General features: G+C 52.0%; 18 protein-coding genes. 8 read left to right on the top strand and 10 right to left on the bottom strand.

Going from position 1 to position 20,838, the window contains the following annotated elements; translation table 11 throughout:
• Positions 1 to 240 precede the first annotated feature (240 nt).
• From secM to mutT, 3 genes are read left to right on the top strand one after another with little or no spacing between them, the layout of a single operon-like run.
• Positions 241 to 747 (top strand): secA translation cis-regulator SecM, encoded by a 507-nt coding sequence (secM, locus tag OGX94_RS16290; protein ID WP_126956890.1) that lies wholly within the window; start codon positions 241 to 243, stop codon positions 745 to 747.
• A 60-nt stretch (positions 748 to 807) separates the two neighbouring features.
• Positions 808 to 3,513 (top strand): preprotein translocase subunit SecA, encoded by a 2,706-nt coding sequence (secA, locus tag OGX94_RS16285; protein WP_003829517.1) that lies wholly within the window; start codon positions 808 to 810, stop codon positions 3,511 to 3,513.
• A gap of 56 nt (positions 3,514 to 3,569) precedes the next feature.
• Complete coding sequence (mutT, locus tag OGX94_RS16280; protein WP_257662296.1) at positions 3,570 to 3,959, top strand: 8-oxo-dGTP diphosphatase MutT; 390 nt, start codon at positions 3,570 to 3,572, stop codon at positions 3,957 to 3,959.
• A gap of 173 nt (positions 3,960 to 4,132) precedes the next feature.
• On the opposite strand, the gene yacG is transcribed toward mutT, so the two are convergent.
• Genes yacG through coaE form a run of 3 tightly spaced genes read right to left on the bottom strand, consistent with a single transcriptional unit; the run spans position 4,133 to position 5,700 of the window.
• The gene (yacG, locus tag OGX94_RS16275; protein WP_003018740.1) at positions 4,133 to 4,327 is read right to left on the bottom strand and encodes a DNA gyrase inhibitor YacG; all 195 of its coding nucleotides are present in this window, start codon (positions 4,325 to 4,327) and stop codon (positions 4,133 to 4,135) included.
• Between the two features lie 9 nt (positions 4,328 to 4,336).
• Positions 4,337 to 5,080, bottom strand: coding sequence for a cell division protein ZapD (gene zapD / locus OGX94_RS16270; RefSeq protein ID WP_003829513.1), 744 nt, complete (start codon positions 5,078 to 5,080; stop codon positions 4,337 to 4,339).
• On the bottom strand, positions 5,080 to 5,700 hold the full coding sequence (gene coaE / locus OGX94_RS16265) for a dephospho-CoA kinase (protein ID WP_003829511.1): 621 nt from the start codon (positions 5,698 to 5,700) through the stop codon (positions 5,080 to 5,082). The genes zapD and coaE overlap by 1 nt, the downstream gene beginning before the upstream one ends.
• A gap of 225 nt (positions 5,701 to 5,925) precedes the next feature.
• On the opposite strand from coaE, the gene OGX94_RS16260 reads away from it, so the two are divergent.
• Positions 5,926 to 6,969: a GMP reductase gene (locus OGX94_RS16260; protein ID WP_003829510.1), complete on the top strand. Its 1,044-nt coding sequence runs from the start codon at positions 5,926 to 5,928 to the stop codon at positions 6,967 to 6,969.
• A gap of 57 nt (positions 6,970 to 7,026) precedes the next feature.
• On the opposite strand, the gene hofC is transcribed toward OGX94_RS16260, so the two are convergent.
• From hofC to nadC, 4 genes are all read right to left on the bottom strand, one after another.
• Positions 7,027 to 8,229 carry a protein transport protein HofC gene (hofC, locus tag OGX94_RS16255; protein WP_257662297.1) on the bottom strand — a complete coding sequence of 401 codons (1,203 nt, stop codon included), beginning with the start codon at positions 8,227 to 8,229 and terminating at the stop codon, positions 7,027 to 7,029.
• The gene (gspE, locus tag OGX94_RS16250; RefSeq protein ID WP_257662298.1) at positions 8,219 to 9,604 is read right to left on the bottom strand and encodes a type II secretion system protein GspE; all 1,386 of its coding nucleotides are present in this window, start codon (positions 9,602 to 9,604) and stop codon (positions 8,219 to 8,221) included. Before gspE ends, hofC begins: the two co-directional genes overlap by 11 nt.
• A 9-nt stretch (positions 9,605 to 9,613) precedes the next feature.
• Entirely contained in the window at positions 9,614 to 10,051 is a 438-nt protein-coding gene (gene ppdD, locus OGX94_RS16245; RefSeq protein ID WP_003829506.1) for a prepilin peptidase-dependent pilin, read from the bottom strand.
• Positions 10,052 to 10,294: 243 nt separating this feature from the next.
• Entirely contained in the window at positions 10,295 to 11,188 is an 894-nt protein-coding gene (nadC, locus tag OGX94_RS16240) for a carboxylating nicotinate-nucleotide diphosphorylase (protein WP_003829503.1), read from the bottom strand.
• A gap of 87 nt (positions 11,189 to 11,275) precedes the next feature.
• Between nadC and ampD the strand changes: the two genes are divergently transcribed.
• Both ampD and ampE read left to right on the top strand, forming a co-directional pair.
• Complete coding sequence (gene ampD / locus OGX94_RS16235; protein WP_126956884.1) at positions 11,276 to 11,839, top strand: 1,6-anhydro-N-acetylmuramyl-L-alanine amidase AmpD; 564 nt, start codon at positions 11,276 to 11,278, stop codon at positions 11,837 to 11,839.
• Positions 11,836 to 12,687 carry a beta-lactamase regulator AmpE gene (gene ampE, locus OGX94_RS16230; protein WP_286569592.1) on the top strand — a complete coding sequence of 284 codons (852 nt, stop codon included), beginning with the start codon at positions 11,836 to 11,838 and terminating at the stop codon, positions 12,685 to 12,687. Before ampD ends, ampE begins: the two co-directional genes overlap by 4 nt.
• 92 nt (positions 12,688 to 12,779) lie before the next feature.
• On the opposite strand, the gene OGX94_RS16225 is transcribed toward ampE, so the two are convergent.
• From OGX94_RS16225 to aroP, 3 genes are all read right to left on the bottom strand, one after another.
• Entirely contained in the window at positions 12,780 to 13,730 is a 951-nt protein-coding gene (locus OGX94_RS16225) for a glycoside hydrolase family 43 protein (protein ID WP_126319236.1), read from the bottom strand.
• The gene (locus OGX94_RS16220) at positions 13,730 to 15,136 is read right to left on the bottom strand and encodes a glycoside-pentoside-hexuronide (GPH):cation symporter (protein ID WP_003829494.1); all 1,407 of its coding nucleotides are present in this window, start codon (positions 15,134 to 15,136) and stop codon (positions 13,730 to 13,732) included. The genes OGX94_RS16225 and OGX94_RS16220 overlap by 1 nt, the downstream gene beginning before the upstream one ends.
• 158 nt (positions 15,137 to 15,294) lie before the next feature.
• Entirely contained in the window at positions 15,295 to 16,668 is a 1,374-nt protein-coding gene (aroP, locus tag OGX94_RS16215; protein ID WP_008786209.1) for an aromatic amino acid transporter AroP, read from the bottom strand.
• A gap of 564 nt (positions 16,669 to 17,232) precedes the next feature.
• Here aroP and pdhR point away from each other — a divergent pair.
• Together pdhR and aceE are read left to right on the top strand one after the other, a co-directional pair.
• Positions 17,233 to 17,997 (top strand): pyruvate dehydrogenase complex transcriptional repressor PdhR, encoded by a 765-nt coding sequence (gene pdhR / locus OGX94_RS16210; RefSeq protein ID WP_003018699.1) that lies wholly within the window; start codon positions 17,233 to 17,235, stop codon positions 17,995 to 17,997.
• A 163-nt stretch (positions 17,998 to 18,160) separates the two neighbouring features.
• Complete coding sequence (gene aceE, locus OGX94_RS16205) at positions 18,161 to 20,824, top strand: pyruvate dehydrogenase (acetyl-transferring), homodimeric type (protein ID WP_048214932.1); 2,664 nt, start codon at positions 18,161 to 18,163, stop codon at positions 20,822 to 20,824.
• The last annotated feature ends 14 nt before the right edge of the window (positions 20,825 to 20,838 follow it).

Raw genomic sequence — 20,838 nt, 5'->3', positions numbered from 1 at the left:
CTCTCCGGCCAGGTGAGCCAGTCGTTTTTTTATCTTCCGAGTGCAAACCACCTTATTTGAAGCGACTTTTTCCCCACAGGTAGATTAAAATACCGTTCGATCGCTGCTTTCTTAAGCATATTTACCCGCGACTTGCTGTCATTACTGCTGTGGTGCGAACGCATTAATGGTAAGATTTGTGCGCAAAAAATGGTTTTGCATTTGTAACCCCAAACGCAGGGTATATCAGGTGGCAATAACGTGAGTGGAATACTGACGCGCTGGCGACAGTTAGGCAGACGGTACTTCTGGCCGCATCTCCTGTTGGGGATGGTCGCGGCTAGTTTTGGCCTGCCCGCGCTCGGTAATGCTGCTGAACCTAATACTCCCGCGAAGGCGACCGCCAGCAATCACGATCAAGGTGCTAAAGTTAACTTTAGCCAGCTTGCTTTGCTGGAAGCGACCAATCGGCGCCCAAATTTTACCGTCGATTACTGGCATCAACATGCCATTCGTACGGTTATCCGCCATCTTTCTTTTGCCATGGCACCTCAGGCGTTGCCCGTTGCCGAAGAGCCATTGCCAATCCAGGCGCACCATCTTGCGTTACTGAATACGCTCAGCGCGATGCTGACGCAAGAAGGCACTCCGCCCGCGACAGTAAGTCGCGTGACATACGCACACTTTACCTCTCAGGCCGCGTTTAGCGTTCCGGTCTGGATTAGCCAGCAGCAGGGTATCCGCGCTGGTCCTCAACGCCTCAGCTAAAAAAGAACCTTCCAACTTATAATTTTTGACTCCGCACCGCGGGGCGTTTGAGATTTTATTATGCTAATCAAATTATTAACGAAAGTATTCGGTAGCCGTAACGAGCGTACGCTGCGTCGTATGCGTAAAGTGGTCAATGTCATCAATGCGATGGAACCGGAGATGGAAAAACTCTCCGATGATGAACTGAAAGCGAAGACCGCTGAATTCCGCGCCCGTCTGGAAAAAGGTGCCAGCGTTGAGAGCCTGATCCCGGAAGCGTTCGCAGTAGTGCGTGAAGCGAGTAAGCGCGTGTTCGGTATGCGTCACTTCGACGTTCAGCTGCTGGGCGGTATGGTGCTTAACGATCGCTGCATCGCGGAAATGCGTACTGGTGAAGGTAAAACCCTGACCGCGACGCTGCCAGCCTACCTGAACGCATTAAGCGGGAAGGGCGTACACGTGGTTACCGTGAACGACTATCTGGCTCAGCGTGATGCCGAAAATAACCGCCCGCTGTTTGAATTCCTCGGCATGACCGTTGGTATCAACATGTCTGGCCTGCCTGCGCCAGCCAAGCGTGAAGCCTATAACGCCGATATTACTTACGGTACCAATAACGAATACGGCTTTGACTACCTGCGTGACAACATGGCGTTTAGTCCGGAAGAGCGTGTTCAACGTAAACTGCACTATGCGCTGGTCGATGAAGTCGACTCCATCCTGATCGATGAAGCGCGTACGCCGCTGATCATTTCCGGCCCGGCTGAAGACAGCTCGGAAATGTACAAAAAAGTTAATAAAATCATCCCGCACCTGATCCGTCAGGAGAAGGAAGATTCCGACACGTTCCAGGGCGAAGGCCACTTCTCTGTTGATGAGAAAGCGCGCCAGGTTAACCTGACCGAGCGTGGTCTGGTACTGATTGAAGAGCTGCTGGTTAACGAAGGCATTATGGACGAGGGCGAGTCACTGTACTCTCCTGGTAACATTATGCTGATGCACCACGTGACTGCCGCACTGCGTGCGCACGTGCTGTTTACCCGCGACGTAGATTACATCGTGAAAGACGGCGAAGTTATCATCGTCGATGAACACACCGGTCGTACCATGCAGGGGCGTCGCTGGTCCGATGGTCTGCACCAGGCTGTTGAAGCTAAAGAAGGCGTAGAGATCCAGAACGAGAACCAGACGCTGGCATCTATTACCTTCCAGAACTACTTCCGTTTGTACGAAAAACTGGCCGGTATGACCGGTACAGCCGACACTGAAGCGTTTGAATTTAGCTCCATCTACAAACTGGATACCGTGGTTGTGCCGACTAACCGTCCGATGATCCGTAAGGATTTACCGGATCTGGTGTACATGACCGAAGCGGAAAAAATTCAGGCGATCATTGAAGATATTAAAGAGCGTACTGCAAATGGCCAGCCGGTACTGGTAGGTACTATCTCCATTGAAAAATCGGAAGTAGTGTCTAACGAGCTGAGCAAAGCGGGTATCAAACACAACGTTCTGAACGCCAAGTTCCACGCCAACGAAGCTGCAATCGTCGCCCAGGCGGGTTATCCGTCAGCCGTGACTATCGCGACGAACATGGCCGGTCGTGGTACCGATATCGTGCTGGGCGGTAGCTGGCAGGCGGAAGTTGCCGAGCTGGAAAACCCAACTCCGGAACAAATCGCGCAGATTAAAGCCGAGTGGCAGGTTCGCCATGACGCGGTATTAGCAGCCGGTGGCTTGCATATTATCGGTACCGAGCGTCACGAATCTCGCCGTATCGATAACCAGCTGCGTGGTCGTTCGGGCCGTCAGGGTGATGCGGGCTCTTCCCGTTTCTATCTGTCGATGGAAGATGCGCTGATGCGTATTTTTGCCTCTGACCGCGTGTCAGGCATGATGCGTAAACTGGGTATGAAGCCTGGCGAAGCCATTGAACACCCATGGGTGACCAAAGCAATTGCTAACGCGCAGCGTAAAGTGGAAAGCCGCAACTTCGATATTCGTAAGCAGTTGCTGGAATATGATGACGTCGCCAACGACCAGCGTCGTGCTATCTACACCCAGCGTAACGAACTGCTGGACGTAACTGATGTTAGCGAAACCATCAACAGCATCCGCGAAGATGTCTTCAAAGCAACTATTGATGCCTATATTCCGCCGCAGTCTCTGGAGGAAATGTGGGATATCCCGGGTCTGCAGGAACGTCTGAAAAACGACTTCGATCTTGAGATGCCGATTTCAGAGTGGCTGGATAAAGAGCCTGAGCTGCACGAAGAAACGCTGCGTGAACGTATCCTGGCAAACGCCATCGAAGTTTATCAGCGTAAAGAGGAAGTTGTGGGCGCGGAGATGATGCGTCACTTCGAAAAAGGCGTGATGCTGCAAACTCTCGACTCCCTGTGGAAAGAGCACCTTGCTGCGATGGACTATCTGCGCCAGGGTATCCACCTGCGTGGTTATGCGCAAAAAGATCCGAAGCAGGAATACAAGCGTGAATCTTTCTCTATGTTTGCGTCAATGCTGGAATCACTGAAATACGAAGTGATCAGCACCCTGAGCAAAGTTCAGGTGCGTATGCCTGAAGAAGTCGAAGCTATGGAGCAGCAGCGTCGTGAAGAAGCTGAGCGCTTAGCGCAGATGCAGCAATTGAGCCATAAAGGCGACGATTCTGCCGCGGCAGAAGAGCTGGCAGCACAAACTGGCGATCGTAAAGTGGGTCGTAACGATCCGTGTCCTTGCGGCTCTGGCAAAAAATACAAACAGTGCCACGGCCGTCTGAGCTAAGAAAATAACTTACTGAAAAGGCGCAGAATTCTGCGCCTTTTTTATGGACGATAAAGATGAAAATACTGCAAATCGCCGTCGGGATTATTCGTAATCATCAACATGAAATTTTTATCACCCAGCGTGCGGCTGATGCCCACATGGCCAATAAGCTGGAGTTCCCCGGCGGGAAAATTGAAGCGGGCGAAATACCGGAGCAGGCGCTGATTCGCGAGCTACAGGAAGAAGTGGGGATCACGCCGACTCAAAGCTCATTGTTCGAAAAGCTGGAGTATCAGTTTCCGGACAGGCATATCACTCTGTGGTTCTGGCTGGTTGAAAGCTGGGAAGGCGAGCCGTGGGGAAAAGAGGGGCAACCGGCGCAGTGGATTGCGCAAGATGCTCTGAATGCGCAGGATTTCCCGCCCGCGAATGCACCGGTCATTGAAAAGCTGATAGCTGGCTAATGGTGCTGGAGGCCGGATAAGGCAACGCCGCATCCGGCAAATTATGGCGGGGGCGCTACGCATGCCCGCCCAACGTTTTAGTTCGTAGGCCTGATAAGCGCAGCGCCATCAGGCAAAACAACATAAAATGCCGGATGCGGCGTTGCCTAATCTGACCCACCGTTTTAGCAGAATTACTTCTGTTCTTCACTCCAGTCGTCGCTTTCTGACAGATCGCCAGAGCTTGGGATGCGTTTCTCTTCTGCGGCCCACTCTCCCAGATCGATTAACTGGCAGCGCTTGCTGCAGAATGGGCGAAACGGACTGACCTCAGCCCATACTACAGGCTTGCCGCAGGTTGGGCAGTTGACGATGGTTTGTTCAGACATGTTGACTCCTTAACAGCACGCCAGTTCAAAATCGAGGCGCTCAGGCACCTGACCATTCTCGCTATCCAGCGGCATAAAACGGATGGCAAAACGGCTCTTATGACCAGAAATTTGCGGATAAAGCAGCGAATCAAGCGGCAGCTGCAAGCGTAGCAGATCTGCATCTTCGCCGTTGTCCTGATAAAAACCATTCAGGCTGGTTTGCTTACGAAACGGCGCTGAGTTGCGAATTAAATCCAGTACCAGCGACAGCGCCTGATTGAGCGGATTCAGGCTGGCAAGCCAGGTTTCAACCTGCGCGTCACGATGCGACTGTGCCAGGTGTAACCAGATATGCAGGGTCGGCAGATCGAAACTGCAGCACCCGCCAGGAATACTTAAACGCTGACGGACGAGACCAATCAGACGATCTTCGCGCAGCGTCTGTCCAATACGCGGGGCAGAAATCAGAATGCTGCCTGCACTTTTTAACTGCTGACGCAAAGAGTCGATTCTGCTTTGATCGACGCCGGGAACTTCGACCCAGGCCTGGAGTTTACGCTGCTGTCGTTCCAGTTCCTTGAGGAGTTCGGTGCGGACTTCGCCGCGTTCAAATACATCCAGTAAATCTCCGATATTGCGGAAAAAATGCAGAGCGCCGGCATGGTCAGCAATGGGCAAATTAACGGAGAGCTGTTGGATTAAAAACTCAATGCGCAGCCATGTGCGCATCTTCTCATTGAGAGGGTGTTCAAAAAGGACCTGGGTGTGCATTACGGTTTTTCCTGTGAGACAAACTGCGACGCGCATTGCAAATAGAGCGCGTGCAGGCGGGCGACATCCGAGGCGATGGCTTCCGGTGCGCCATTATTATCAATAACATCGTCTGCCACGGCCAGCCGCGCTTCACGCGTTGCCTGGGCAGCAAGAATTTGTTCAACATGCTCACGCGTGACGTCATCACGCTGCATGGTGCGTCTGAGCTGGGTTTCGGGGGTGACATCCACCACGAGTACGCGGTCGGCTTTTTTATACAGCGAATTTTCCACCAGCAAAGGGACAACCCATAGCAGATAAGGAGAGGTTGCTTGCTGAAACTGACGCTGCGTTTCCTGCTGAATAAGCGGATGGAGCAGGGCATTCAGCCAGCTTTTCTCCTCAGGATTGGAAAAAATGCGTTCGCGTAAAATGCGTCGCTGCAACGATCCGTCTGCGGCTATAACGTCGGAACCAAAATGTTCTTCGATCGCCTTAAGAGCAGGTGTGCCGGGTTCAACCACCTGGCGCGCAATAATATCTGCATCAATGACGTTTATTCCGAGGTCAGCGAACGCATTTGCAACGGTGCTTTTACCACTGCCAATGCCGCCGGTTAAGGCTACCGTATACCTCATAGATGCCGATCCTGGAGTTTAAGTTTGATTATCAAACAGTTAAAAGTTATGCGTGCGAAGGCGAGGCTGCTGCAGGATTAACCTACTATTCGCCAGGTAAATTTATGGGATTGTAGCGTAAAAAAAGAGAATTTCGCAGTCTTGCGCGGCATTGATTAGTGCGTATGATAGCGTCACTGGAGTTGTGAGTTTCGATTTTTCGCCATTAACCCCAGGAATCCGCACATGCGTATCGAAGAAGATCTGAAGTTAGGTTTCAAAGACGTTCTTATCCGCCCTAAGCGTTCTACTCTCAAAAGCCGTTCCGATGTTGAGCTGGAACGTCAATTTACCTTTAAGCATTCAGGTCAGACCTGGTCCGGCGTACCTATTATTGCCGCGAACATGGACACTGTCGGGACGTTTGCCATGGCAACGGCACTGGCATCCTTCGACATCCTGACCGCTGTGCACAAACACTATTCTGTTGAAGACTGGGCCGCCTTCATCGCAGAGAGCTCTGCCGATGTGCTCAAACACGTAATGGTTTCAACCGGTACGTCTGATGCAGATTTCGAAAAAACTAAACAGATTCTGGCGCTCAACCCCGCGCTGAACTTTATCTGCATTGATGTGGCCAATGGCTACTCAGAGCATTTTGTTCAGTTCGTGTCGAAAGCGCGTGAAGCATGGCCGACAAAAACGATCTGTGCGGGCAATGTGGTCACCGGTGAAATGTGTGAAGAGCTGGTGCTCTCCGGTGCTGATATTGTCAAAGTCGGCATTGGCCCTGGTTCAGTATGTACCACACGTGTAAAAACCGGCGTTGGCTATCCACAGCTTTCTGCGGTTATTGAATGCGCCGATGCAGCCCACGGTCTGGGTGGCATGATTGTCAGCGACGGCGGCTGCACGATGCCGGGTGACGTGGCAAAAGCGTTCGGTGGCGGCGCAGACTTCGTGATGCTTGGCGGCATGCTGGCTGGTCATGAAGAAAGTGGCGGCAAAATTGTTGAGGAGAACGGTGAGAAATTCATGCTGTTCTACGGTATGAGTTCTGAATCTGCCATGACGCGTCACGTAGGTGGTGTTGCACAGTACCGCGCCGCAGAAGGTAAAACCGTCAAGTTGCCACTGCGCGGCCCGGTTGATAATACCGCTCGCGATATCCTCGGCGGCCTGCGTTCTGCCTGTACCTATGTCGGCGCATCCCGTCTGAAAGAGCTGACCAAACGTACAACGTTTATTCGTGTACAGGAACAAGAAAACCGTGTTTTCAATAGTCTGTAAGAACAGCTAGTTCTGTGAAATGCCTGATGGCGTTACGCCGCCATCCGGCATTTGAATTTATCCTACTCCGCTCATCGCATCTCCCAAATGGAAAATCGGTAAATACATCGCGACGACTAGGGTACCGATGATAAGCCCCGTAATGATCAGCAACGCAGGCTCAAGTAATGCAGCCAAATTCTCAGCCTGAGCCAGGGTTTTCTCGCCATGGTGATGCGCAAGATTGCGCAGCATTGCATCCAGCGAGCCCGAAGCTTCACCAGTTCTGACCAGCTGTATACACAATGGGCTGAATTCACCACTATTTTTAAGCGCTAACCAGATCGGTTTTCCAGCGCTGATATCCTGCTGAACCAGTGCTAAACGTTGCGACCAGAAAGGGTTAGCCAGCGTTTCGGTAACGCTCTCAAGACCCTGCAAAAAGGGAATGCCCGCATTTTGCGTTAACGCCAGAACAGTGAATATCTGCGTGAGTTTTTGCCCTCTCACCATCGGCCCTATGACCGGGAGGCTGAGCAGCAATTTCTGGCGCAGAATGAGCCAGTACGGTTTCTGCTTTATCAAATGATGTGTGGCAACTGCTACCAGGACAAGTGTTACCGTCAGCCATCCCCATTGGCTGCTACAGTGTGCGATGGTAATAATCCACTGAGTGAGCGCCGGTAGCGGGGTGTTGAACGTCTGGTAGATAGCGGCAAACTCAGGGAGTACAAACTGCAGCATCGCAAATACGACCATCACTGCCATTGTTATGATGATGATCGGATAGCGCAGGGCTTTTCTAACTTTATCAGCAAGTTGCTGTTGTTTCTTTTGCTGGTGGGCGAGTTCAAAACAGCAGTCGTCCAGCTTACCCGTAAGTTCTCCGGTACGGATCATTGCCTGGTAAAGGGGCGGAAAAACGTGTTGCCATTGTGATAACGAGGTGGAGAGGGTAATGCCCTGTTCCATATCGTAAGCCAGCGTACGCAGTAGCGCCTGCCATTGACTGCTGGGATGCTGTTCAGCAAGCAGAGCTAGCCCTGTTGAGAGCGTTAACCCTGCCTTTAGTAATGTCGCCAACTGGTGTATGGTTTCGGCACTTCTTGTACGGCTCCAGTGCGAGGTTTTGACACGCATACGTTTAATGCGCAGCGGCGTAATTTGTTGTTTCTCAAGAGCCAGCATCAATGACGGTCGGGTATCGGCCCATAGTGTGCCTTCCAGCGATTTACCTTCGTTGTTAATACCTTGCCAGCGCCAAAGCTGTTTAGTGGACATGAGGTATGCCAAGTACACGAATCAGCTCTTCAAATGTCGTTAACCCTTGCTCGACGGCCTGACAGCCATTCTCGAAAAGCGTTCTCATTCCTGATTGCTGAGCATCAGATTCCACTTCGTCTACGGATGTGCCACTGGCAATACTCTGACGTAATGCCGGAGTAACAGGGAGCACTTCAAACAATGCCGCACGACCATAAAATCCGTAATAACAATGTTTGCAGCCAGGAGCCTGCCAATTCGGTAGTGGTGTAGGCCAGACAGCTTTTGGGAGCGTGATAGGCGTACTCTGACGTTGTCGGCAATGGGGGCACAACTTTCTGACCAACCGCTGTGCAATAACGAGCGTCAGCGCGGAGGCGATCATCCAGCGTGCGACACCCATTTGTTGCAGGCGCACCAGCGTTTCACTGGTGGAATTGGTATGCAGCGTAGAAAGAACCAGATGGCCGGTTTGCGCGGCTTTAAGGGCTATTTCGGCCGTTTCGCCATCGCGGATTTCACCCACCATGATAATGTCGGGATCCTGGCGCAGCAGAGCACGTAAGACTCCCTGAAAAGTCAGGCCGGCACGTGGGTGAATTTGCGTCTGGTTGAGACCTGCGATCGGGATCTCTACCGGATCTTCCACGCTACAAAGATTCACATCCGGGGTGTTTCGGGTTTGCAGCGCACTGTACAGCGTGACCGTTTTGCCGCTTCCGGTAGGCCCGGTAACCAGAATCAGCCCCTGAGGCTGCTGTAAGGCTTGCGAAAATGCGGTCAGCTGCGCGTCTTGCATTCCCAGCGCGGCGATCTCTAGTGACTGATCGACCTGATGAAGTAGCCGCAACACGACCTTTTCGCCGTAGCGACAGGGCAGGGTGGCGATGCGAAACGAGACCGGCTCTCCTGAAATCTCAACGGTAAATTGTCCGTCTTGTGGAAGCCGATGCTCGGCGATATCCAGGCTGCCTAATACTTTTAACCTTGCGGTAATGGCAATGCCCATCTCGGTCGTCACTTCCGGTAAAGCGTGAAGCACGCCATCTACGCGTAATCTGATTCGATAGTGATTTTCCTCGGGTTCAAAATGAATATCAGAAGCCCGTTGCGTCAGAGCGGAATGAAACGTCTGATTCAGCAAGTCTGCTGCGCTGGCGCTGCTTTTCGTGACCACTGCCGGGAGCATTGTCTGCGGTGTATGTGTGTGGCCTTCCATTTGCTGACGTGTCCAGCAGACAATGTCGATGCGCCGGGTGGTGGCAAAATGCAGCGCATCCAGCAGCTCGTGTGATGGGGCGTCTACGACGGCGATATGCACCACTTCATTGTCTGCATCCAGTAATATTGCCTGATAACGTTGGCATAGCGCCGTAAGTTGGGTGGTGTTCATCTCTGTTCCTTAGTGGGTATCAAAGCGGAAAACGTCTTCACAGGCCTGCTGCAATGCGCTGTCGTTCTGGATGACGCAGTTTCGGTTCCAACCGGTAATACCGTTGGCATTGTCCCAACCTGGCGTCATGGTGATGCTTAGCCCGTTCAGGCTTTCCTGCCCACTAAGACTGACAACTCCCTTTTCAACGCTCATGGCTGAGACGTAACGGGTAGTTGTTGGAGAGGGAATACCATTCGTTCCGGCATCGCAGGTATCTGTTCCGCCATGCTCCAGTGCACAGAGCTCAACCGCCGTGCGATAGGGGACAAAGGTTTGCAGCATGTCTGTCAGCGCGGCTTTGCGCAGATAGTTTTGATATGCCGGAATGCCGATGGCGCTAAGGATGGCAATAATGCCAATTACCACCATGAGTTCGATAAGTGTAAAGCCTCGTTGCTTGTTCATCGTTCGCTCCTTGAGTTTGCTGGCGCTACTTTGGCAAACCGACGGGAGGACGACGAGAGACAAAAAACAAAACGGGAAAGTGGGTTCAGAGGATTTTTACGAAATTACAGAGTCAGACAATGTATTTGCGAAGAGACTCGAAGAAACTGCCGGATGGAGGTGTAAATGCCGTATCCGGCTTACAGAATAAACTTGTGTAGTAGGCCCGATAAGCTAAGCGTCATCGGGCAATACAATCAGCAATTAGCGAAATCGCATGGAGAGATCGAGTGCGCGAACATGTTTGGTCAGTGCGCCAACGGAGATAAAGTCGACACCGGTTTCGGCAAATTCGCGCAGCGTTTCATGGGTGACGTTGCCCGACACTTCCAGACGCGCCTGGCCGTTGGTGCGTTTTACCGCTTCGCGCATTTGGTCAGTTTCGAAGTTATCGAGCATGATGATGTCGGCCCCGGCTTTCAGCGCGTCGTCCAGCTCATCCAGGCTTTCTACTTCGACTTCAACCGGCACATCCGGGTGCAACCAGAAGGCTTTTTCGACGGCCTGACGTACCGAGCCGGAAGCAATAATGTGGTTTTCTTTTATCAGGAAGGCGTCGGAGAGCCCCAAACGATGATTCGCACCGCCGCCGCACAATACGGCGTATTTTAGCGCGGTACGCAGTCCCGGCAGTGTTTTACGCGTATCCAGCAGTTGGGTCTTGGTTCCCACTAACAGGTCGACGTATTTACGCACTTCGCTCGCTACACCTGAAAGCGTCTGCACAAAATTCAGCGCAGTACGTTCACCGGTCAGTAAAACGCGGGAAGGGCCGTCCAGTTCAAACAGCGGCTGATTGGCCTTTATGCTGTCGCCATCTTCGACATGCCAGGTGATGTTGACATCATCGCCAGCCAGCTGAATAAAGACCTCTTCCACCCAACGTTTTCCACAAAAAACGCCATCTTCGCGGGTGATTACGGTGGCATGGGAGCGCATGTCTTCGGGTAAAAGCTGTGCGGTGATATCGTTATTGGCATCAACTTCTCCGCCTAAATCTTCACGCAGCGCCTGAGCTACAGCGGCAGGGATATCCAGATTTATGCGTTCCAACAGCGCGTCACGTCGGTAGTCAGGGTTATAGCGGCGAGGCGGCATGATAAAACTCCAAATAGCTAACGAATCATAAGGTGGAAACATGCTACCCTGAACCAGATATGAGCACCACCAATAAGGAGATTCTGCATGTTGTTAGACGAGGGCTGGCTGGCAGAGGCGCGACGCGTTCCCTCTCCGCATTACGATTGCCGCCCGGATGACGAAAACCCTTCTCTGCTGGTGGTGCATAATATCAGCTTGCCGCCCGGCGAGTTTGGCGGCCCGTGGATAGACGCGCTGTTTACGGGCACGATTGATCCCAACGCCCATCCTTATTTTGCCGGGATCGCCCATCTGCGTGTTTCGGCCCATTGTTTGATTCGCCGTGACGGTGAAATCGTGCAATATGTGCCTTTTGATAAACGCGCCTGGCATGCGGGTGTGTCGAGCTATCAAGGGCGAGAACGCTGTAATGATTTTTCAATTGGTATTGAGTTGGAAGGGACGGATACGCTGGCCTATACCGATGCGCAGTATCAGCAACTGGCTGCCGTGACGAATACTCTGGTTACGCGTTATCCGGCCATTGCTAACAACATGACAGGACATTGCAATATTGCGCCCGAGCGTAAGACCGATCCCGGGCCGTCCTTTGACTGGGCAAGGTTCCGCGCCCTGGTCACCCCCTCGTCGCACAAGGAGATGACATGACGCTGTTTACAACATTATTGGTGTTGATTGTTGAACGCCTGTTTAAGCTGGGTGAGCACTGGCAGCTTGATCACCGGATTGAAGCTTTTTTCCGCCGGATTAAGCATTTCTCGATGATGCGTACGGTAGGCATGACTCTTATTGCGATGGGAGTGACATTTCTGCTACTGCGCGCACTTCATGGGCTGTTGTTTAATGTTCCGTTGCTGGTGGCGTGGATCATAATTGGCTTGCTGTGCATCGGTGCTGGCAAGGCGCGCCTTCACTATCACGCTTATCTGAACGCGGCTGCTCGTGATGATGCTCACGCCCGTGATGCGATGGCCAGCGAGCTGACGCTTATCCATGGGGTTCCGCCGGACTGCGATGAGCGTGAATTCTTGCGCGAACTGCAGAACGCGCTGTTATGGAACAACTTCCGCTTTTATCTGGCACCGTTATTTTGGTTGATTGTCGGTGGTCCGTGGGGACCTGTGACGCTGGTTGGTTATGCTTTTTTACGTGCCTGGCAGTCCTGGCTGGCGCGCTATCAGACACCGCACCAGCGTCTGCAATCAGGTATTGATGCGATCCTGCATGTGCTGGATTGGATCCCGGTGCGTCTTGCGGGTGTGGTCTATGCGTTGCTGGGACACGGTGAGAAAGCGCTGCCGGCCTGGTTTGCCTCGCTTGCGGATCTGCACACGTCGCAATATCAGGTGCTTACGCGTCTGGCGCAGTTCTCGCTGGCGCGTGAACCGCACACCGATAAAATCGAAACGCCAAAAGCCGCCGTTTCGCTGGCGAAGAAAACCTCGTTTGTGGTGGTGGTTATTGCGGTGCTCACCATTTATGGGGCATTAGTATAGCGTTGTGCCGGATGGCGCTAACGCTTATCCGGCTTAAAATGAAAAAACGTGTAGGCCCGGTAAGCGTTAGCGCCACCGGGCAGTGCAACGGTTTAGTTCGTATCAGCAGGCGGCACGCCAAAATCTGGCATGCCGTTTTCGTCCCAACGCACGAGCTTCAGACGAGTGTGGCGGTTTGGGTCGTACAGCGGATCGCCCTCGATTTCGGTGTAGTTTCTCGCGTGATACACCAGCACATCTTCACCTTCCGGCGTTTGTGTAAAGCTGTTGTGTCCTGGCCCAAACTGGCGGTTTTCATAACTGGTGGTAAAGACCGGGCGCGGTGATTTGTGCCAGTTCTGTGGGTTGAGCGGATCGGCGTTGAGGTCAATCCACAATAATCCCATACAGTAGTTCTCATCGGTGGCGCTGGCGGAATAGCTGATAAACAGCTTATCGCCATGAACCATGACGGCAGGACCTTCGTTGACCCAAAAACCCCGGCATTCCCAGTCATACTCAGGGTGGCTTAGCATGATCGGCTCGCCTTTAATCGTCCATGGATTTTCCAGCTCTGCGAGATAGATATTTGAGTTTCCGGCGATATCGGGAGACTTCTGCGCCCAGAGGTACCACTGTTTTCCCTGATGGTTAAAGGTGGTGGCATCAAGCGCAAAGGTATCAAACTGCGTTTTAATCTGACCTTTCTCAGTCCACTGGCCGGTCAGCGGATCGGCGTCGGCACATTCGAGCGCAAACATGCGATGCTGGAACATCCCCAGCTTGTCGAGCGACTGTGTATGGGTGGCAGCAAAATAGATGTACCACTTGCCTGCCAGATGATGGATTTCGGGTGCCCAGATGAGTTGGCTCATGGGGCCGCTTTCTGGTTTGCGCCAGACGACAACCTGGGCGGCGGTGCGCAACCCTTCCAGCGAGTCGGCCCGGCGTATCTCCAGGCGGTCATATTCGGGTACTGAAGCAATGAAATAATAGTGGCTACCGTCACGTAAGATAAACGGATCGGCACGCTGTTCAATAAAGGGATTTGGCCACTGATTCATTAGGCTTTCCTTACGGTTTCAGTCGTTTTTATATCGTGGTATTCATTCAGTTCACGGTAGTTGGCGCGGCGCTTTTCTAAATCTGTCTGGATTTGCTGCATAAACTCGCGGTCAACTTTCAGCAGACGAACCACGCCTGCGGTAATCAGGTAGCCTACGCCCGGTATGATGGTAAACAGCAGCATAATACCGTTAATGGCAGAGTCGCTTTGCGCTTTCGCCCCAGCGTCGTAGCCGTACCAGGAGAGCAGGAACCCGACCATCGCTCCGGCAATCGCCAGGCCCAGTTTCAGGAAGAACAGGTTACCGGAGAAGCTGATTCCGGTGATGCGTTTACCGGTTTTCCACTCGCCATAGTCATCGACATCCGCCATCAGCGACCAGTGCAGCGGAGAAGGAATTTGGTGCAGGATGTTGAGCAGGAAGTAGAGCACCATAATCATCATGGTTGCTTTCGGATCGAAGAAGTAAAACGCGGCAGAGAAAATCGCCAGGATAATATTGGTCCAGAAGAAGACTTTCAGTTTGCACCAGCGATCGGTTAATACCTTCGCCAGCATACTGCCGATCATCATGCCGACCACACCAAGACTGATAAACAGCGTTGCGAACTGCGTGCTTTGCTGCATAACCCAGGTCACGTAGTACATGGTGGCAGCCATGCGAATAAAGCCCGGACAGACGTTGCACAGTGTTAACAGCAGAATTTTTACCCACTGATCGTTCTTCCACACGTCTTTCAGATCGGCTTTTAAATCATCATTGGTCTGGACAGCAGGGCGTACGCGTTCACGGACCGTAGCGAAGCAAAACAGGAACATACACATGCCGATGAAAGCCAGAACCGCCATCGCCATCTGATATCCTTTGGCTTTGTCTTCCCCGCCGAACCAGTCGGCCATTGGCAGCAAGGTGAGAGACAGAAGCAGGGTTGCAATGCCTACCAACACAAAGCGATATGACTGGCAGGCGACGCGTTCCTTCGGATCGTTGGTGATGACGCTACCGAGCGAGCAGTAGGGAATGTTGATCGCTGTATAAGTAATAGATAGCAGGAAGTAGGTAACGAACGCATAGATAACTTTGCTGTTATAGGTCCACTCAGGGGTGGTAAACATTAGTACGCTGAATAATGCGTACGGGAAAGCCATCCATAAAAGCCATGGACGAAATCGACCATATTTACTACGGGTGCGGTCGGCCATCGCGCCCATTATTGGGTCGGTAACGGCGTCGATAACGCGTACTGAGAGCAGTAATACGCCGACCAGTGCAGGTGCCAGACCAAAAATGTCTGTGTAAAAATAGTTAACAAACAACATGATGGCGCCAAAGATGATGTTGCATCCGGCGTCGCCCATTCCATAGCCGATCTTTTCTTTCACCGTGAGCTTACTGGTTTCCATCAACTGCTCTCCATTAATGAGATATGGAGAGAATTATTGTCCGGCACTGGTGTTTTTGCGTTGCAGGATAACGCCGCTGATATGGACTAAACAGTCGTGAGTGGGAAAGTGTGAGACAGGTAACAACCCCCACCTGACGCAGGTGGGGGGAGGGGGGATTAATGCGCTTTAACCGCACCGGCCGTTTTCTGTTTACACAGGTAGCCGATGCCAAGAATGGCAATCCATACAGGGATTAAGTATACCGAGATCGCCATGCCCGGCGTCATCAGCATAATCACCAGTACTGCAGCCATGAAAATCAGGCACACCCAGTTACCCAGCGGATAGAGCAGCGCCGGGAAGCGGGTGGTAACACCCTGCTGCTGTTTGGCTTTGCGGAACTTCATGTGCGCCAGGCTAATCATTGCCCAGTTGATCACCAGTGCGGAAACCACCAGCGCCATCAGCAAGCCAAAGGCGGATTCCGGTGCCAGGTAGTTGATCAGCACACAAAGAGCCGTCACCAGTGCGGAAACCAGAATGGTGTTCACCGGTACACCGCGTTTATCTACGTTCATCAGCGCTTTCGGCGCATTGCCCTGCTGTGCCAGACCGAACAGCATACGGCTGTTGCAGTATACGCAGCTGTTATAGACAGAAAGGGCGGCAGTCAGCACTACGATGTTCAGGGCATTAGCAACAAAGGTGTCGCCCAGCTCGTGGAAAATAAGGACAAACGGGCTGGTATCGGCCGTGACACGCGTCCACGGCATCAGGGAAAGCAGAACCGCCAGCGAACCCACATAGAAAATCAGGATACGGTAGATAACCTGGTTGGTCGCTTTGGGAATGCTTTGCTCCGGGTTATCCGCTTCTGCTGCGGTGATCCCGACCAGCTCCAGCCCACCGAAAGAGAACATAATAATAGCCATCATCATCACCAGACCGGTGAAGCCATGCGGCAGGAAGCCTCCCTGGTCCCACAGGTTGCTGACGCTGGCCTGCGGGCCGCCGTTACCGCTAAACAGTAACCAGCCGCCGAACAGGATCATCGCTACGACGGCAATGACTTTAATAATGGCGAACCAGAACTCCATCTCACCAAACACTTTCACGTTGGTCAGGTTGATGGCGTTGATCAACACAAAGAAGGCAGCCGCAGACACCCATGTTGGGATCTCCGGGTACCAGAACTGGATGTATTTACCCACGGCAGTTAGCTCAGCCATAGCAACCAGCACGTACAGCACCCAATAGTTCCAGCCGGAAGAGAACCCCGCGAAACCGCCCCAGTATTTATAAGCAAAGTGACTAAATGAGCCTGCAACGGGCTCTTCAACCACCATTTCACCTAACTGACGCATAATCAAAAAGGCGATAAAGCCGGCAATAGCGTAACCCAGAATAATACCCGGTCCTGCAGACTGGATAACGGATGCGCTACCAAGGAATAACCCGGTACCAATCGCGCCACCCAGCGCGATTAGCTGTATATGGCGGTTCTTAAGGCCGCGCTTGAGCTGATCGCCATGCTGTTGACTTTCCATCATGAAACCTCGTGTGTGGTTTTACTCTTCATATTTCGAGTGCTTATTTTTTGAACTACGCAGCAATGCGTGTGTAAGTTTGCAATTCCGTTTGTTGTATTAATTTGTTTACAGATGCTTTTGATGAAATGTTGCCTTAATACTTTTGTCTTGATCAGAATAATGATATGCGAGCGCGAATGCACCTGCTTTATGCGGGGAAGATGACGAGTTGAATAAAAAGAAACCATTTGTAAATGCGAGTTTATCTACCACAAAATTTCCATTTTGAATTTCTATTCAATAATAGTGGTTGATATATCGATAAATAAGCAGGTGAATCGGTTCAGATGAGATAATTTTTCGTTTCAATTCCGTTAAAACTACCCCGGGGTGGGTAAATTTAACATTTGTGCATAGTTACATGTTTGAAACGTTATTTCTGTAATGTTGTTAAAATATGCCTCCTTTACTGATTTCAATCAAAACCTGTATGGACAGAAGGTGAATACTTTGTTACTTTAGCGTCAAGAACATGAAATTGGTAAGACCAATTGACTCCGGGCAAATGGCTTAAGACAGGAAATCATGGCCTACAGCAAAATCCGCCAACCAAAACTCTCCGATGTGATTGAGCAGCAGCTGGAGTTTTTAATTCTTGAGGGGACACTTCGCCCCGGAGAAAAACTCCCACCGGAACGCGAGCTGGCAAAACAGTTCGACGTCTCCCGCCCCTCCTTACGCGAGGCGATCCAACGCCTTGAAGCGAAGGGCTTACTGCTTCGTCGTCAGGGCGGTGGCACTTTTGTTCAGAGCAGCCTGTGGCAGAGCTTTAGCGACCCACTGGTAGAGCTGCTCTCCGACCATCCTGAATCCCAGTTTGACCTGCTTGAGACGCGCCATGCGCTGGAAGGTATTGCGGCTTATTACGCTGCACTGCGCAGCACGGATGAAGACAAAACGCGTATCCGTGAACTCCACCATGCGATCGAGCTTGCTCAACAGTCCGGCGATCTTGACGGCGAATCTGATGCGGTACTCCAGTATCAAATTGCTGTCACCGAAGCGGCACACAATGTGGTGCTGCTCCATTTGCTAAGGTGTATGGAGCCGATGCTGGCCCAGAACGTTCGGCAAAACTTCGAATTGCTGTATGCGCGTCGTGAAATGCTGCCACTGGTTAGCAGTCACCGTACCCGTATTTTTGAAGCAATTATTGCCGGGAAGCCGGAAGAGGCGCGTGAAGCGTCCCACCGTCACCTGGCGTTTATCGAAGAGATCCTGCTGGACAGAAGCCGTGAGGAAAGCCGTCGTGAACGCGCCTTACGCCGTCTGGAGCAACGAAAGAATTAGTGATTTTTCTGGCAGAACGTTAACCAGAAGATGTTGTAAATCAAGCGCCATATAAAGTGCGCGGCAACTAAACGCAGAACCTGTCTTATTGCGTTCTCTGGCGAGAACGCAATGGGACAGGTTCCAGATAACTCAACGTATTAGATAGATAAGGAATACCCCCATGTCAGAACGTTTCCCAAATGACGTGGATCCGATCGAAACTCGCGACTGGCTACAGGCGATCGAATCGGTCATCCGTGAAGAAGGTGTTGAGCGTGCTCAGTATCTGATCGACCAACTGCTTTCAGAAGCCCGCAAAGGCGGCGTGAAAGTAGCGGCAGGTGCAGGGGCCAGCAATTATGTAAACACTATTGCCGTTGAAGATGAACCGGAATACCCGGGCAATCTGGAGCTGGAACGTCGTATTCGTTCTGCTATCCGTTGGAACGCCATCATGACCGTACTGCGCGCGTCTAAAAAGGACCTCGAGCTGGGTGGCCACATGGCATCCTTCCAGTCCTCCGCAACGGTATATGATGTTTGCTTCAACCACTTCTTCCGTGCACGCAACGAGCAAGATGGCGGCGATCTGGTGTACTTCCAGGGCCACATTTCTCCGGGCATCTACGCACGCGCATTCCTGGAAGGTCGTCTGACTGAAGAGCAGATGAACAACTTCCGTCAGGAAGTACATGGCAAAGGCCTGTCTTCCTACCCGCACCCGAAACTGATGCCAGAATTCTGGCAGTTCCCGACCGTATCTATGGGTCTGGGCCCAATCGGTGCTATCTACCAGGCTAAATTCCTGAAATATCTGGAACACCGTGGCCTGAAAGATACCTCTAAACAGACCGTTTACGCCTTCCTGGGCGACGGCGAGATGGATGAGCCAGAATCTAAAGGTGCGATCACCATCGCGACCCGTGAAAAACTGGACAACCTGGTCTTTGTTATCAACTGTAACCTGCAGCGTCTTGACGGCCCGGTAACCGGTAACGGCAAGATTGTTAACGAACTGGAAGGCATCTTTGCGGGCGCTGGCTGGAACGTTATCAAAGTCATGTGGGGCGGTCGTTGGGATGAGCTGCTGCGTAAAGACACCAGCGGTAAACTGATCCAGCTGATGAACGAAACCGTTGACGGCGACTACCAGACCTTCAAATCCAAAGATGGCGCATACGTACGTGAGCACTTCTTCGGTAAATACCCGGAAACCGCAGCACTGGTTGCTGACTGGACTGACGAGCAGATTTGGGCTCTGAACCGTGGTGGTCACGATCCGAAGAAAGTCTATGCTGCACTGAAAAAAGCGCAGGAAACCAAAGGCAGAGCAACTGTAATCCTGGCCCATACCATTAAAGGTTACGGCATGGGTGACACTGCTGAAGGTAAAAACATCGCTCACCAGGTTAAGAAAATGAACATGGACGGGGTGCGTTATATCCGCGACCGTTTCAACGTTCCTGTGACCGATGAGCAGGTTGAAAACCTGTCTTACATCACCTTCCCGGAAGGTTCTGAAGAGCACACTTATCTGCACGCTCAGCGTCAGAAACTGCATGGCTACCTGCCAGCTCGTCAGCCGAACTTCACCGAGAAGCTGGAACTGCCAGCTCTGGAAGACTTCGGTGCGCTGCTGGAAGAGCAGAACAAAGAAATCTCCACCACTATCGCTTTCGTTCGTGCCCTGAACGTGATGCTGAAGAACAAGTCGATCAAAGATCGTCTGGTTCCGATCATCGCTGACGAAGCGCGTACTTTCGGTATGGAAGGTCTGTTCCGTCAGATCGGTATCTACAGCCCGAACGGTCAGCAGTACACCCCGCAGGACCGTGAGCAGGTTGCTTACTATAAAGAAGACGAGAAAGGTCAGATCCTGCAGGAAGGTATCAACGAACTGGGTGCAGGCGCATCCTGGCTGGCTGCTGCGACTTCTTACAGCACCAACGATTTGCCGATGATCCCGTTCTACATCTACTACTCCATGTTCGGGTTCCAGCGTATTGGTGACCTGTGCTGGCAGGCAGGCGACCAACAGGCTCGTGGCTTCCTGATTGGTGGTACTTCTGGTCGTACTACGCTGAACGGTGAAGGTCTGCAGCACGAAGATGGTCACAGCCATATTCAGTCTCTGACTATCCCGAACTGTATCTCTTACGATCCGTCTTATGCGTACGAAGTTGCGGTCATCATGCACGATGGTCTGGAGCGTATGTACGGTGAGAAACAAGAGAACGTTTACTACTACATCACCACGCTGAACGAAAACTACCACATGCCGGCAATGCCAGCAGGTGCCGAGGAAGGTATCCGTAAAGGTATCTACAAACTCGAAACCCTCGAAGGTAAGAAAGGTAAAGTTCAGCTGCTGGGCTCCGGTTCTATCCTGCGTCACGTGCGTGAAGCAGCACAGATCCTGGCGAACGACTACGGTGTAGGTTCTGACGTTTACAGCGTAACCTCCTTCACTGAACTGGCGCGTGATGGCCAGGATTGTGAGCGCTGGAACATGCTGCACCCGATGGAAACTCCGCGCGTTCCGTACATCGCTCAGGTGATGAACGACGCTCCGGCAGTAGCATCTACTGACTATATGAAACTGTTTGCCGAACAGGTTCGTACTTATGTACCGGCTGATGATTATCGCGTACTGGGTACTGACGGTTTCGGTCGCTCTGACAGCCGTGAAAACCTGCGTCACCACTTCGAAGTTGATGCTTCCTACGTGGTTGTAGCGGCCCTGGGCGAACTGGCTAAACGTGGCGAAATCGATAAGAAAGTGGTTGCAGATGCAATCATCAAATTCAACATCGATGCAGATAAAGTTAACCCGCGTCTGGCGTAAGAGGTAAAAGAATA

The organism is Citrobacter sp. Cpo037 (genome assembly GCF_030332945.1).
Taxonomy (GTDB): domain Bacteria; phylum Pseudomonadota; class Gammaproteobacteria; order Enterobacterales; family Enterobacteriaceae; genus Citrobacter; species Citrobacter portucalensis.
Note: the sequence above shows the minus strand (reverse complement) of the source record. Positions and strands in the feature narration are given on the sequence as shown.

Coding starts and splice junctions, on each gene's coding strand:
- ampD (WP_126956884.1), top strand. CDS start 11,276: ATGTTGTTAGACGAGGGCTGGCTGGCAGAGGCGCGACGCGTTCCCTCT.
- OGX94_RS16225 (WP_126319236.1), bottom strand. CDS start 13,730: ATGAATCAGTGGCCAAATCCCTTTATTGAACAGCGTGCCGATCCGTTT.
- aroP (WP_008786209.1), bottom strand. CDS start 16,668: ATGATGGAAAGTCAACAGCATGGCGATCAGCTCAAGCGCGGCCTTAAG.
- ampE (WP_286569592.1), top strand. CDS start 11,836: ATGACGCTGTTTACAACATTATTGGTGTTGATTGTTGAACGCCTGTTT.
- nadC (WP_003829503.1), bottom strand. CDS start 11,188: ATGCCGCCTCGCCGCTATAACCCTGACTACCGACGTGACGCGCTGTTG.
- secA (WP_003829517.1), top strand. CDS start 808: ATGCTAATCAAATTATTAACGAAAGTATTCGGTAGCCGTAACGAGCGT.
- gspE (WP_257662298.1), bottom strand. CDS start 9,604: ATGAACACCACCCAACTTACGGCGCTATGCCAACGTTATCAGGCAATA.
- ppdD (WP_003829506.1), bottom strand. CDS start 10,051: ATGAACAAGCAACGAGGCTTTACACTTATCGAACTCATGGTGGTAATT.
- yacG (WP_003018740.1), bottom strand. CDS start 4,327: ATGTCTGAACAAACCATCGTCAACTGCCCAACCTGCGGCAAGCCTGTA.
- zapD (WP_003829513.1), bottom strand. CDS start 5,080: ATGCACACCCAGGTCCTTTTTGAACACCCTCTCAATGAGAAGATGCGC.
- OGX94_RS16260 (WP_003829510.1), top strand. CDS start 5,926: ATGCGTATCGAAGAAGATCTGAAGTTAGGTTTCAAAGACGTTCTTATC.
- hofC (WP_257662297.1), bottom strand. CDS start 8,229: ATGTCCACTAAACAGCTTTGGCGCTGGCAAGGTATTAACAACGAAGGT.
- mutT (WP_257662296.1), top strand. CDS start 3,570: ATGAAAATACTGCAAATCGCCGTCGGGATTATTCGTAATCATCAACAT.
- coaE (WP_003829511.1), bottom strand. CDS start 5,700: ATGAGGTATACGGTAGCCTTAACCGGCGGCATTGGCAGTGGTAAAAGC.
- aceE (WP_048214932.1), top strand. CDS start 18,161: ATGTCAGAACGTTTCCCAAATGACGTGGATCCGATCGAAACTCGCGAC.
- pdhR (WP_003018699.1), top strand. CDS start 17,233: ATGGCCTACAGCAAAATCCGCCAACCAAAACTCTCCGATGTGATTGAG.
- OGX94_RS16220 (WP_003829494.1), bottom strand. CDS start 15,136: ATGGAAACCAGTAAGCTCACGGTGAAAGAAAAGATCGGCTATGGAATG.